General features: G+C 61.0%; 10 protein-coding genes and 1 pseudogene. 5 read left to right on the forward strand and 6 right to left on the reverse strand.

Annotated features, from left to right (window positions below; all coding sequences use genetic code 11):
* The first annotated feature begins 29 nt into the window (after positions 1–29).
* Genes IC232_RS25120 through IC232_RS25130 form a run of 3 tightly spaced genes read left to right on the forward strand, consistent with a single transcriptional unit; the run spans position 30 to position 3,109 of the window.
* Complete coding sequence (locus IC232_RS25120; protein WP_190847698.1) at positions 30–413, forward strand: response regulator transcription factor; 384 nt, start codon at positions 30–32, stop codon at positions 411–413.
* A 53-nt stretch (positions 414–466) separates the two neighbouring features.
* Positions 467–1,111, forward strand: a complete 645-nt coding sequence (locus IC232_RS25125; protein ID WP_409564968.1) for a chemotaxis protein CheX — start codon at positions 467–469, stop codon at positions 1,109–1,111.
* Positions 1,112–1,114: 3 nt separating this feature from the next.
* On the forward strand, positions 1,115–3,109 hold the full coding sequence (locus IC232_RS25130) for a PAS domain-containing sensor histidine kinase (RefSeq protein WP_190847700.1): 1,995 nt from the start codon (positions 1,115–1,117) through the stop codon (positions 3,107–3,109).
* Between the two features lie 382 nt (positions 3,110–3,491).
* On the opposite strand, the gene IC232_RS25135 is transcribed toward IC232_RS25130, so the two are convergent.
* From IC232_RS25135 to hemA, 6 genes are all read right to left on the reverse strand, one after another.
* Positions 3,492–4,514: an ABC transporter substrate-binding protein gene (locus IC232_RS25135; RefSeq protein ID WP_190847701.1), complete on the reverse strand. Its 1,023-nt coding sequence runs from the start codon at positions 4,512–4,514 to the stop codon at positions 3,492–3,494.
* A gap of 46 nt (positions 4,515–4,560) precedes the next feature.
* Positions 4,561–5,352: an ABC transporter permease gene (locus IC232_RS25140; protein WP_190847702.1), complete on the reverse strand. Its 792-nt coding sequence runs from the start codon at positions 5,350–5,352 to the stop codon at positions 4,561–4,563.
* On the reverse strand, positions 5,349–6,167 hold the full coding sequence (locus IC232_RS25145) for an ABC transporter ATP-binding protein (protein WP_190847703.1): 819 nt from the start codon (positions 6,165–6,167) through the stop codon (positions 5,349–5,351). The genes IC232_RS25140 and IC232_RS25145 overlap by 4 nt, the downstream gene beginning before the upstream one ends.
* A gap of 116 nt (positions 6,168–6,283) precedes the next feature.
* A complete protein-coding gene (locus IC232_RS25150) occupies positions 6,284–9,367 on the reverse strand; it encodes an efflux RND transporter permease subunit (protein ID WP_190847704.1) in 3,084 nt (1,027 codons plus the stop codon).
* Complete coding sequence (locus IC232_RS25155; protein WP_190847705.1) at positions 9,364–10,617, reverse strand: efflux RND transporter periplasmic adaptor subunit; 1,254 nt, start codon at positions 10,615–10,617, stop codon at positions 9,364–9,366. The genes IC232_RS25150 and IC232_RS25155 overlap by 4 nt, the downstream gene beginning before the upstream one ends.
* Positions 10,614–11,984, reverse strand: coding sequence for a 5-aminolevulinate synthase (gene hemA, locus IC232_RS25160; protein WP_190847706.1), 1,371 nt, complete (start codon positions 11,982–11,984; stop codon positions 10,614–10,616). Before hemA ends, IC232_RS25155 begins: the two co-directional genes overlap by 4 nt.
* A 272-nt stretch (positions 11,985–12,256) precedes the next feature.
* Here hemA and IC232_RS32580 point away from each other — a divergent pair.
* Positions 12,257–12,602: pseudogene (locus IC232_RS32580) on the forward strand (DDE-type integrase/transposase/recombinase); the annotation flags it as partial.
* A 242-nt stretch (positions 12,603–12,844) separates the two neighbouring features.
* On the forward strand, positions 12,845–13,476 hold a 632-nt coding region (locus tag IC232_RS25170; RefSeq protein ID WP_281413430.1), incomplete at its 3' end, for a CorA family divalent cation transporter.

Here is a 13,476-nt window from a genome sequence, read left to right on the forward strand (position 1 = left end):
GGGAAGTCTATCCCTAGCGGAGTATCTGAGTGGTGATAACGGTTCTGATCGTCGACGACAGCAAGCTTGCGCGCATCGTCGCAGCCAAGGCTCTGGCCGCGCTCCAGCCTGAATGGGACAGAGTCGAGGCAGGTAATGCTCGGGAAGCCCTCACCATCCTGGGCGAGCGCAAGATCGACCTGGCCATGATCGACTTCAACATGCCGGAGAAGGATGGACTCGAATTGGCCACGGAGATCCGTTCCAGCCATCCGACCATGCCGATCGCAGTCATTACAGCCAATATCCAGGACGAGGTGATCGCTCGGGCGCGCGAGGTAAACGCCACTTTCGTCAGCAAGCCCCTGACGGAAGACGGATTGCGAGGATTTATTTCCGGAGCAGCCCTGCGCCTGCGGTCGAGCGCGGCTTAACACGTGTTAGTCTCGAAACGCCTAGCGACACGCCACGGCCGAGGGTTGAGATGATGGTGTCAACAATCTCGGAAGTGCTCAACGAGCTGGAGCTCGATGCTCTAACGGAGCTCGTCAACATTGGTGTCAGCCGTGCCGCCTTCAGCCTTCGCGAGATGGTGGGTGAGCAGGTTCATCTGTCCGTGCCAGGGGTCGATCTTGTGCATCGTACGCGGGCCATCGAAATCCTCGAGGGGCGCGAGGCCGGACCGCTCGTGGCGGTTCACCAGGTCTTCGAGGGAGACATCACGGGCCGCGCCCTGTTGATCTTCCCCGAGACCAAAAGCCTTGAGCTCGTCAGAGCGGTCACAGGCGGAGAGCTGTCCCTCGAAGACATCATCGAGCTCGAGCAGGAGGCGCTGGCCGAGACCGGCAACATCCTGCTGAACGGCTGCCTGGGCACGATTGCCAACATGCTCCATCGCAGCCTGAGGATGTCCCTGCCGGAGATCATCCGGGGAAAGGGACCTGAACTCTTTAGCCTTGCGCCTCCACCTGAGGCTGCCGACGTGGTAATGTTCCTTTATATAAACTTCACGGTCCGGCAACGGGACATCAGCGGCTACATCGTCATGCTGATGGATATTCCCTCCCTGGCTGTGCTCAAGAAACTGCTCGGCGAGTTTATCGAGCGGGCAACCGACGGCATGGCTTCCTGATCTATGCATCAGCTTGAAGATGAACTCCTATCGTCGGTCTTCGACGCCGTAGATACGGGCCTCATCGTGCTCGACGGCAGGATGCAGGTGGTTGCCTGGAACGCGTGGTTTACCTCGGCCAGTGGGATCTCCTGTCAGGACGCGGCCGGAAGGCAGTTGGACGAGCTGTTTCCGGGCGCGGTCTCGCCTGGGCTCAAATCGGCTGTCACGAGCACATTGGAAGCAGGCTCGTCAAGGCTCCTGACCCATTCCCTGCACTCCCTTATCCTACCACTGCAGACCCGCTCCGGAAGACAGCTGGTCCACAACGTCTCCGTGCGCCCGCTCGGAACGCCGCCCGATCGCCGATGCCTTGTGCAGATCGTCGACGTGACAGTTGCCGTCCAACGCGAACAGGTCCTGCGCGAGCGGCAAAACGCGCGCTACGATGCCGTCGTGAACAGCGCTCCGGACGCAATCCTCACGCTCGATGCTAAAGGCGTCATCCAGCTCGCCAATCCCGCAGCTGCACGGGAGTTCGGGTATGCTCTCCGCGAGCTCATTGGTCTGGAGATGACCACGCTTCTGAATGTGCCGGAGACATGGAATGAACTCTGGACAGGTGTCCTGGCAGGAAACGTCATGCACCGTTCCCTGGAGGTCACGGCCAGGCGCAAGGACGGGTCGGTCAGCTATCTGGAGGTTTCAGCTGCACGCTGGCAGAGCGATACACGCGTTTTCGTAACGGCCATTCTGCGCGATGTGAACGAGCGCCGAGTAGCCGAGGAAGCGCTGCGGCACCTGAACCAGACCCTGGAGGAGCGTGTCGAGGAACGGACACAGGAACTTCTGCGAGCCGAAGAGCAGCTTCGCCAAGCTCAGAAGATGGAGGCAGTTGGGCAATTGACGGGCGGTATCGCCCACGATTTCAACAATCTCCTTGCGGGCATCGTCGGCTCTCTCGACCTGATGCAGACCCGCATTACGCAGGGGCGTACCGAGCATGTCGGGCGCTATGCCAAGGCGGCGATGAACTCGGCGCAGCGTGCCGCCGCGCTCACTCACCGTCTGCTTGCCTTCTCGCGCCGGCAGCCGCTTGATCCGAAGCCGGTCAATGCCAACCAGCTCATCGTCTCCATGGAGGATCTGCTCCGCCGCACCATCGGTCCGCTGCATGCCCTTGAGATCGTCACGGCGGGCGGATTGTGGACGACCCTGTGCGATCCCAACCAACTCGAGAGCGCCATCCTGAACCTTGCCATCAATGCACGTGATGCCATGCCGGATGGCGGCAAGCTCACCATCGAGACGGCGAATGCCTCTCTCGATGAAACCTATGCGGCGGCTCACCTGGACATCACACCGGGACAGTATGTGGCGATCTGCATCACGGATACCGGCATGGGTATGGCGCCGGATGTGATCGAGCGCGTCTTCGAGCCCTTCTTCACCACGAAGCCCATCGGCCAGGGCACCGGGCTTGGGCTCTCAATGGTCTATGGCTTTGCCAAGCAGTCCGAAGGGCATGTGAAAATCCACTCACAGGTGGAACGGGGCACGACGATCAAAGTCTACCTGCCGCGGCACCGCGGCGCCGCCCAGGAGGAACCGTCTCCAGCTTCCCATACCGAGGTCTCCCGGGCAGAGGCGGGCGAGACGGTGCTGGTGGTCGAGGATGAGCCCGTCATCCGCAACCTGATCGTTGAAGTGCTCCAGGACCTGGGCTACCATGCTTTCGAGGCACCGGACGGTCCCGCAGGCCTCAAGATCCTGCAGTCGCGGCAGCGCATCGATCTGCTCGTCACGGATGTCGGTCTGCCCGGAATCAACGGGCGCCAACTCGCCGATGCAGCGCGGGAGACGCGACCTCACCTGAAGGTGCTTTTCATCACCGGCTATGCCGAGAACGCCACACTGGCAAACGGCTTCCTGGATCCGGGGATGGAGATGATCACCAAGCCCTTCGCGGTCGAGGCTCTGGCAAATCGCATCCGGAACATGATCCAGAGCACGAAGTAGGCTGATCTGTTTTCGTCAGGAATTTGGCGATCATACTTTGGACTTCAGAAGGCTGGTGATGGCACTTGTCGGAGATGAACCGAAGGTCGGATTAATGCAGAAATGGTGGATGTTCCTGAAAGCTATTGGATCGTCGCCGAATAATCCTAAGGTGACCTTCAGGGGCATGCGCTTAGGCCAGATTTGGTAGTCTAGCCGGCCACAATTGGCGGAGTTGTCCCAGGTCGGACGGCTATGCGGAGGCTAGCGATACCAACTGTCTTGTGAGGAGATCAGAGGCAAACTGACTCTGCTGCAGGGTTGCGGGTCGCCGTAACCCTGCAGCGAAATGGGCCTTCTCAGAAGAGGTCCTACGAACGTACTCGACCTGCCCGTCCCAAGGCTAGCTGGCGGCCTGCTTCACAAAGCGGTCGTCAAAAGTTGCGGAGAGATCAACCTTCGCATCTTTCAGCTCGGGGTCGAGCTGCTTCAGCATATCCATGACGCTCTTCATGCCGTCAGGCGGAACAATGCCGTCACGAGAATAGCTCTCAAGAGAGTTCTGTACGGCCTTGAGGTACAGTGGGCGGTCGCCGAGATGGTATTCTGGCGGCACTGTTGCAGCGACATCCTCCGGCTTCGCTGTCTGGAGCCATCTGAGCGATTTCATGAAAGCGTTCACGAGCCGCTGGGTCGTCACTGGATTGGCGTCGATGAAGTCCTTCTTGGTATAGAGGGTTGCTGCCGGGTTCGACCCGCCGAAGAGCGCCCGTGTTCCAGCCTCTGTGCGCGTATCGATCAGGATTGTGACGTCCCCTTCCGATTCGAGCTTGGAAATAACTGGATCGAGGTGTGAGATCACGTCGATCTCACCCTTCTGCATAGCCGCAACAGCGCTCGCACCGGATCCAACGCCGATGAAGGCGGCATCGGTAGGCTTCAGTCCCGCTTTCACCATGGCGTACTGAGCGGTGAGCGCGGTGGAGGATCCCGGGGCTGTCACGCCAATCTTGAGCCCCTTGAAATCGGCCGCGGATTTGATCTGCCCGGCCTTGTCCTTCTTCGCAGCGATCACGATGGCTGGAAAGCGCCCCAACTCGGTGATGGCGCGAACATCCTGACCTTTGGCTTGCATGCGGATGGTATGTTCATAGGCCCCAGTGACAATGTCGACGGAGCCACCGATCAGGGCTTGGAGCGACTTGGCTCCGCCACCGAAATCGTTGATCTCCACCTCAAGCCCTTCTTCCTTGAAGAACCCCTTCCGTTCAGCAATGGTCAGCGGAAGGTAATAGAGTAGCGGCTTGCCGCCCACGCCCAGAGTGACCTTGCTCTTCTCCGGCTTCGTCTGTGCGAGAGCGCTGCGGCTCAGTCCAGTAGACAGAGCAACGGCGCCCGTCCCAATGAGAAATGTCCGGCGTTCCATCCTCGTTCTCCCTGCTTCGATGCAGTTTGTGGACCGGAAGGATTGCCTAACCCTGCCCGTTTGTCGATGGGGCAGGGCGCCAGACCAGGAGGCGCCTCTCGATGAGAGTCACCACGAAGTCGATGAGAATGACGAAGATCGACAGGATCACCATGCCTGCAAAGACTCCGGTGACGTCGAACACGCTCTCAGCCTCATGGATCTTGTAGCCGAGCCCTGCGGAGGAGCCGAGATACTCACCCACGACCGCGCCGACGAGGGCGAACCCCACAGAGGTGTGCAGGGACGAGAACATCCATGTAAGCGCCGCCGGCCAATAGACGTGCCGCAGCAGCTGACGTTCGTTCATCCCTAGCATCCTGGCGTTTGCCAGCACGACCGGGCTCACCTCGCGCACGCCCTGATACACGTTGAAGAATACGATAAAGAAGACCAGCGTGAAGCCGAGAGCCACCTTCGACCAGATCCCGAGACCAAACCACAGTGCAAAGATCGGCGCGAGCACCACCCGCGGCAGCGCGTTTGCCGCTTTGATATAGGGATCCAACACGGCAGCAAGGAGTTCGCGGCGGGCGAACAGAAAGCCGAACAGTATCCCGCCGCCGGCACCAAAGGCGAAGGCCAGAATGGTCTCCACAAGCGTGATCCAGAGATGCCGCCATATCTCGCCGGAAGCGAACTCCTTCCAGACCCTCGCCAGCACGTCGAGAGGAGTCGAGAAGAAGAACTGGGTCTGCTTTGTCGGGGCGAGAATTGGGTAGGCAGTCAAGACATGCCAAAGCAACAGGAATCCAAGGCCTACGGCAACCTGGAGGAGGATGAGCTTCAAGCGGTTCATGAGGAGGCTCCCTCTCCTTGGGCATAGGCCTTCTGCACCTCGGTGCGAAGGCTCGCCCAGATCTCCTTGTGAATGTGATGGAAGGCGGGTTCGAGCCGCACCTCTGCGATGTCGCGTGGGCGTGAAAGAGGTACTGCAAACTCGCCAATGATGCCGGCCTCGGGACCGGCCGACATCACCACCACCCTGTCGGCCAGGGCAATCGCCTCCTCGAGGTCGTGCGTGACGAAGAGAACGGCCTTGCGATTGGCTGCCCAGAGGTCCAGCAGCAGGTTGCCCATGATTTGCCGGGTCTGCGCATCCAGTGGGCCGAAAGGCTCGTCCATCAGGAGGATCTCGGGATCGCGGATCAGCATCTGTGCGAGGGCGACCCGCTTTCGCTGACCGCCCGAAAGCATATGTGGATAGCGGTCGACGAAGGCGGCGAGCCCGACCCGTCGCAGCCAATCCCGGGCCTTCGCCTCGGCCTCCTTGCGGGAAACACCCTTGGGCTCCAGGGCGACGGCTACGTTCTGAAGGGCTGTCTTCCAGGGCATCAGAGCGTCCTGCTGAAAGAGATAGCCCGCACGGCCGTTGAGGCCATGCAGAGGCGCACCGAAGATCTCGACCTCGCCTTCGGATGGCCTCAGCAGCCCCGCGGATGCGTTGAGCAGGGTGGATTTACCGCAACCGGTAGGCCCGACGATAGCGATGAACTCCCCTGGGGATGCTGTGAGGTCAATGTGCTGGACGGCCGTGTAGCCGCCCACCTTCGACCCGAAAGTGATGGCCACGCTGCGGAGCGAAACGGCTGGAGCATTCGGTGATTCGGGCATGAGAATTGAGCGTTCCCTGCGCCTGTGAGCGACGCTTGGAGCCATCCTAATGGCTCGCTCTTCCATAGCAAGAGCAGGGCGGTTCCTCGGTTGAGACGGTAAAGGCCCCAACTGAGCTATGCAGGCTGCTGTTTGCTAATTCGGAACAGTCGCCGTCCAACACCGGCGAGCCTCTCCATATAGAGATACAGGACAGGCGTGATGAAGAGGGTGAGCAGCTGCGATACGATCAGGCCGCCGATCACCGCAATCCCAAGCGGTTGGCGCAGCTCGGAGCCTGCGCCCTGGCCAAGAGCAATCGGAACGGCGCCTGCCAGAGCCACGACCGTGGTCATCATGATCGGACGAAAGCGGACCAGGCAGGCTTCCCGGATCGCTGCCGACGGCGAGAGACCTTCGCGCTGACGGACGATTGCTAGGTCGACCATCATGATAGCGTTCTTCTTCACGATCCCGAACAGCAACAGGATGCCGATCAGCCCCATGATGCTCAACTCCATCTGGTAGAGGTGGAGGGCGGACACCGCTCCGATGGCAGCGGCAGGCAGTCCTGCCAGGATCGTGACAGGATGGACAAGGCTCTCGTACAGCATGCCGAGAACAATGTAGATTGTTAGGATTGCTGCTGCGAGCAGCAACGGTTGATTGCGCACCATGTCCTGGAATACGCGAGCCGTTCCGGCAAAGCCGGTCGTCACAGACGCAGGGACGGCTTCCTCAACCTTCAAAGCATTGACCCGATCTACAGCTTCACCAAGCGCAATTCCCACTGGTGTATCGAAGGAGATCGTCACTACTGGCCGCTGTCCCAGCTGGGTGACCGAACGTGGGCCCGCCGTTTGCTCCATCGAAGCGAAAGACGAGAGCGGGACCAGCGTGCCACTTGCCGATCGAATGGTCACGAGGTCGAGCGGATCCATGGTGTGAGCGAAGCGAGTATCGAACTCGATCAGAACCTGATAGCTATCCGCGCTGCTAAAAATTGCTGCCGCTTGCCGGTTGGCAAAGCCGGTATGCAGGGTCGAACGGATCTGCTCGGACGTGATCCCGAGCTGACGCGCCTTGTCCTGATCGACGCGGATCGTAGCCTGCAGGGCCGTTTGTTGCGCGTCAGCCCTGACACCGATGAACGTTGCATCCTGGCTCATCCTGCGAGCCAGCCGCGCCGACCAGTGCTGCAGTTCGTCAAGGGTCTGGGCCTGCATCGTAAGCTGGTACGCGCCCCGGCCGGATTGGCTTCCCATCCGGGCATTCTGGGCCGTTGCGACAAGGCTTTCGATGCCGGGCAATTGATCCAAATCCCGGCGCAGATCCGGCATGACCTGCGCAAGCGGCGGCCGCTCGGTCTTGGCTTTAAGCTCCAGGAACAACCGTCCCTCGTTGAGGCCAGTTGTACCTGTCGCGCCGATGTCCGAGACCACCTCGGCCACATGCGGGGAGGCGCGCAGCACCTGCTCGACCTGACGCTGCAACTCAACCATGGCTGCGAAGGATACATCCTGGCGCGCGCGGGTCGAGACCGTGATTTGCCCGATATCTTCCTGCGGCAGAAAACCCTTTGGAATGGTTCGGAACAGCCAGCCGGAGGCGACGAGGCTGATGAGGAACAGGATCAGTATCAGAGGGCGACACCTCAGGCTCAGGTCGAGGCATACGCCATAGCAGCGTGTCAGCCCTGACATCCCGCGATCCGCGAGGTTGTGGCGACCGGCTTCCTGCTGCCTGGCACCGGGCAGGCGGGCCGCGAGCATGGGGGTGAGGCTTAAGGCGACCACAGCGGAGATCGCCAGCGAGACCGAGACCGTGATGGCGAACGGGCTGAGGATGCGTCCGACCACTCCGTCCATCAGCAGCAGCGGGATAAATGCCGCGATGAGCGACGCGGTGATCGATACGACTGTGAAAAAAACCTCCTTAGCTCCCTTCAGGGCTGCTTCGTGGGGCGAGGCTCCGGCCTCGATATGACGCACGATGTTGTCGGTTACCACGATGGCGTCATCGACCACGAGACCGACCGATAGGGTCAGGGCCAGCAGCGTGATGTTGTCCAGGGACAACCCGAGGGCGTACATTGCCGCGAACGTGGCCACAATCGAGACTGGAATGGTGACACTCGGGATCAGAGTCGTGGCGAGGCGGCCTGTGCCGAGATAAAGGACCGCACAGACAAGGCCGATGGTGAGCACCAAGGTGAAGGTGACATCCTCGATGGCGGCGCGGATCGAGACCGAACGATCGTTCATCGTGGTGAGGGATACGCCGGGCCCCAGCTCCTCCTGGATACGAGGCATGGCTGCCCTAACCTGGTTAACCACGTCGATCGTGCTAGCATAGGGCTGGCGCTGCACCGTCAAGACCAGCGCGGGCGAGCCATTATGTCTGCTGGCGCGCTGATCGTCCTCAACGGAGTCGATCACCTTGGCAACATCTCCAAGACGAAGCGGTCGCCCATTGCGGTTCGCAATGATGAGATCCCGCCATGCTTGCGCATCACCGAGCTGCGTCGAGACCTCGATGGTGAACCGCTGGTCCGATCTTGTAAGGGAGCCAACGGGCGTTTGAACGTTCGCAGCACGGACCGCACGCTCCACCTCGTCCAAGCCGATGCCGCGCGCCGCCAGGGTCAGCGGATCAAGTTGGATACGGACCGCATATTTCTGGCTGCCCGAGATCGTGACCTGAGCGACACCGGCGATAGCCGACAGGCGCGGTGATATCACGGAGCGGACGAATGCATCGAGCCGCCAGAGAGGATGCGTATCGCTTCTCAGGACGATCAGCACGACCGGGGCGTCAGCCGGGTTGAGCTTGCGGTAGACAGGCGGGCTTGCCATCGCAACGGGCAGCTGCGGCTGCGCACGCGCGATGGCGGCCTGGACATCAGTCGCCGCCATATCGATGTCACGCTCCAGTGCAAACTCCAGAGTGATCGAGGATGCGCCAGGAACGTTGGTCGCGCTGATCTCCCGAACGGACGGGATGGCCGAGAACTCCTTGATCAGTGGGGTCGAGACGGTGGCCGCCATGATCTCAGGACTCGCGCCGGGCAGCGCGGTCGAGACGGAAATGGTGGGGATATCAATCCTGGGCAGGGCGGCGACAGGAAGATGCCGGTAAGCCACAAGGCCTGCGAGAGTCAGGGCTGCAGCCAGCAGGAGTGTTGCAACAGGCCGCCTGATGAAGAGGGCCGAAGCATTCATTGGCGTACAGGTCCGGCGTTAGCCGTGTGGGCGCTCTGCACCAGCGCTTTTGCAGCCAAAGCCAGCTCCGTTATTGAACTGCCGTCCCGCAATCTTGCATGACCTTCGACCACAACGCGCTCGCCGGGAGTGAGCCCTTTGGCGATCACCGCCTCGTCATTCTTCGTGACGAGGGTCTCAACCAGGCGTGTCTCAACGATGTTACCCGGTCCGACGACGAAGACATGAGGGCCGCTATTCCCTGTCTGCAACGCCGCGAGCGGAACGGCCGCCGCTGTCGGATGTGAGCCGAGCGTCAATTCGACGCGAACATACTGGCCTGGCCAGAACCCGTTGCTGACCCTTAGGACAGCCTTCGCCAGGATGGTGCCTGAACCGGCGTCAACCGACGAGTCGATGAATGTCAGGTCCGCCTCTGCTGATGTATGACCATCCTGGCCGGCGAGAACGCGGACCCGGCCTTTGTCCTTGAGATCTGAAAGAGCCGCGCGCAGCAACGGAAGATCGCGCTCCGGCAGGGAGAACGAAACCTGCAAGGGTGACATCCGTGTGATGGTGACCAGTCCTTCTCCGGACAGATCGGAGCCACGCACGACTTGACCTTCTCCGCCCTGCACGACGCCGGCACGTCCGCTGATCGGCGCCGTGATCCTGGTGTGCCCCAGCTTGGCCCGCTCCATGGCAAGAGCCGCCTCGCTTGCCGTAACATTGGCGGCAGCGATCCTGACCTCGGCGTCGGCCTCTTCGGCCTGGATATGAGTGGCAACGGAGCGGGCGAGCAACTCCTGGGTTCGCTTCAAGGCAGCCTGCGCTTTGGCCAGCACGGCTCGATCGCGGACCAGGGCTGCCTCGCCGCGGGCGATCTGCGCCTGGAACTCGCGATCATCGAGGCGGAACAGAAGATCCCCGGCTGCAACCTCCTCACCGTCATGGACATGACGCTCGACAATGGTGCCGTCGATGCGGGTCCGCACAGTGACGCGCGCGGTCGGCTCAATCCAGCCGATGCCGGTCCGGGTGATCGGCATTGCCAGTGTATGAACAGGAGCGGTGATCACGGGAGCTGGTGGGGAACTCTTCTGCGGCAGGGATGTATGAACCGGTGCTGCAGGCTCGGGAGCCCGGCTAGAGGTTTCCAGCAGTTTGTTAGCTGAGGCCTGAACTGCGGCTTGTCCCTCCGCTCCTGCCGTCACGTACCAAATGCCTCCTGCGGACATGACCATGAGCAGGAGAAGCGCGCTGCGGATCATTGGCTACGCTCCATCTTCCATGCCGCCCGCACGCGCTCCTGCGGTTCGAGCACCAACCCGCTGAAGGACAAACCGAGAGCCTTCCATGTCTCGACGAGAGCGTCCGTCAGCGCCTCGATATGCGCTCCGGTATGCAGAGGGCCTGGGGTGATGCGCAGCCGCTCGGTGCCGCGGGGCACCGTGGGGTAGTTGATCGGCTGGATGTAGATGCCGTGCTTCTCCAGAAGCCGGTCGCAGGCTGCCTTGCAGGCTTCCGCATCGCCGACCATCACCGGCACGATATGCGTTGGGGTGGCGAGCAGGGGCAGGTCGGCGCGGATCAGGGCATCCTTGACCTGCGCGACTTGGCATTGCTGCCCCTGCCGCTCTACCTGCGAGACTTTGAGGTGACGAACCGAGGCCGTTGCGGCGGCCGCCACGCTCGGTGGCAGGGCGGTGCTGAAGATGAAGCCCGGCGCATAGCTGCGAACCGCATCGACCACGGAAGCTGCCCCTGCGATATACCCGCCCATGACGCCGAAGGCTTTGCCCAGCGTGCCCTCGATCACGTCGATCCGATGCATTACACCGAGACGCTCCGCGAGGCCTGCCCCGCGGGGGCCGTACATGCCCACCGCATGGACTTCGTCGATATAGGTCATGGCGCCGTAGCGCTCGGCGAGGTCGCATATCTGGCGGATAGGTGCCACGTCCCCGTCCATGGAATAGACGCTCTCGAACACGATCAGCTTGGGCCGGTCGCCGGTGGCCTGGAGCAACTCCTCCAGGTGTTCGAGGTCATTGTGGCGGAAAATCGCCTTGTCACAGCCGGACTGGCGCACGCCCTCGATCATGGAGTTGTGGTTGAGCGCATCCGACAGGATCAGGCAGTTCGGGATCAGCTTGGCCAGGGTGGAGATGCCGGTCTGGTTCGAGACGTAGCCCGAGGTGAAGACCAGCGCCGCCTCCTTGCCGTGCAGGTCCGCAAGCTCGGCCTCCAGCTCGACGATGGGGTGGCTGTTGCCCGAGATGTTGCGCGTGCCGCCGGCACCCGTTCCATAACGGAGGGCAGCGCTCATCATCGCCTCGATGACGGACGGATGCTGGCCCATGCCGAGGTAATCGTTGGAGCACCAGACCGTCACCTCGCGCGGACCCTTCGGCGAATGCCAGATCGCTGCCGGGAAGCGGCCGGAGATGCGTTCGAGGTCGACGAAGGATCGATAGCGCCGCTCCGCCTTCAGTTTTGCAATCGCACCTTCGAAATAGCCCGTGTAGCTTCTGGTCGCAAAAACCTTCCCGATCGGACTGGGTGCTGGCTTGACGATCCTGAGCGGTGCCTGAGAGCGGGCCAGCAAGGCCGCGGCTGTCTCACACCGGCTGTCCATGCCATAAGTTTCCGTGAGCTTGGCCCAGCAGCGTGGAAATTGCGTATTGCTATGGCAGTGCCTCTCCATGACCATTCGCAGCCTCCCCCTGAGCGCTTAGGGCCTGTGTGCCTCGTCAACACGAAGCCAAGTACGAAACGATTGTGACGGAGACGGTGAAGCGTGCAATTTGGACTGAGGTCCCACGTCCGAGGCGACTTAGGTCTGATGGGCTCGCTGCATGGAGAAGCTATAGGCGTCGTCTCCCATCCTAGCAGTCACTTCTGTTAGGCATGTCCATCAGCATTAAAATGCGAGTGTGCAAGCACCGCACTCAGTCTGCCTACAACTTCACTCTCCGGAATCTAGTCAAGATGAGGGTTGAGCGATGGATCTCCGTCGACCAAGCGACGGTGCATCACTGGTTCATCCGGTTCTCACCCAAGCTGCTGAAGAGGTTCAATCACTGGAAAGCGAACCGTCACCGCCAAGTGGCATGTTGACGAGACATATACCAAAGTTCGGGGCCGGTGGCGGTACCCCGACCGTGCCGTTGAGAACAATGGCGACACCGTCGAGTTCCGGTTCAGCGGAAGATGTAATCTGAGGGTTGTCAAGCGGTTCCTGTGCAACGCGCCATAGGAAAATACGAAATGCTCAAGGAGCCCTCTGTTCACAACCAGGAATTACGGCAAAACTGACTTCGGAACAGGTCACACATCCTAAACAATTGGGAAAGCTAGTGCTTAATATATATATTGTGGAACGGCGAACTGTTCCTTGCCCTTAGCTGCTGGAGCGGTCTGTCCAAAGGATTTGACCGTACGGAGCCGATCCGAAAGACTGTGGCACCGGATGCGGTAGCTGAGCGTTGGTTGTACATGGCAGATGCTCTCAAGCTTGTTTCAGCACGGACTGGGACTACGCCCGGTGTTGTTGCCTCGGCAGTGTATGCCGATGGTCAAAGGATTGCCGAGGTTCCAATTGAGGACGTCGGCGAGTGGTCTCGCAAGCCGGGTCACGTGGTCTGGATCGGCCTGCACGAACCAAGCCTGGAACTTCTGCGACGCCTGCAGGCAGAGTTCGGACTGCATGAACTCGCCATCGAGGATGCGCTCAAAGCCCACCAGCGACCGAAGCTCGAACAGTACGGCGAGGCTTTGTTTGTGGTCGCGCGCACGGCCCAGATGCTGGAGGGCCGGATTGCGTTCGGCGAGACCCATGTGTTCGTGGGGCAGGGCTACGTGGTCTCCGTCCGCCACGGCCCCTCGGCGTCCTACACTCCGGTGCGCGAGCGCTGCGAGGCATTGCCCAAGGCTCTGTCGGACGGAGAGGACTTCATCCTCTATGCCCTGCTCGACTTCATCGTCGATAACTACATGCCCGTGATCGAAGCGATCCAGACGGAGGTCGAGGAGATCGAGGACGGCATCTTAGCCGAGACATATACGCAATCTCGTGTGGGCCGGCTCTATCAGCTCCGCCGCGATCTTCTGCGTCTGCGCAATGCCGC

Origin of the sequence: Microvirga sp. (genome assembly GCF_014699075.1) — a bacterium.
In the GTDB taxonomy this organism is placed as follows: Bacteria; Pseudomonadota; Alphaproteobacteria; order Rhizobiales; family Beijerinckiaceae; genus Microvirga.

Coding starts and splice junctions, on each gene's coding strand:
- IC232_RS25125 (WP_409564968.1), top strand. CDS start 467: ATGGTGTCAACAATCTCGGAAGTGCTCAACGAGCTGGAGCTCGATGCT.
- IC232_RS25130 (WP_190847700.1), top strand. CDS start 1,115: ATGCATCAGCTTGAAGATGAACTCCTATCGTCGGTCTTCGACGCCGTA.
- IC232_RS25135 (WP_190847701.1), bottom strand. CDS start 4,514: ATGGAACGCCGGACATTTCTCATTGGGACGGGCGCCGTTGCTCTGTCT.
- IC232_RS25140 (WP_190847702.1), bottom strand. CDS start 5,352: ATGAACCGCTTGAAGCTCATCCTCCTCCAGGTTGCCGTAGGCCTTGGA.
- IC232_RS25145 (WP_190847703.1), bottom strand. CDS start 6,167: ATGCCCGAATCACCGAATGCTCCAGCCGTTTCGCTCCGCAGCGTGGCC.
- IC232_RS25150 (WP_190847704.1), bottom strand. CDS start 9,367: ATGAATGCTTCGGCCCTCTTCATCAGGCGGCCTGTTGCAACACTCCTG.
- IC232_RS25155 (WP_190847705.1), bottom strand. CDS start 10,617: ATGATCCGCAGCGCGCTTCTCCTGCTCATGGTCATGTCCGCAGGAGGC.
- hemA (WP_190847706.1), bottom strand. CDS start 11,984: ATGGACAGCCGGTGTGAGACAGCCGCGGCCTTGCTGGCCCGCTCTCAG.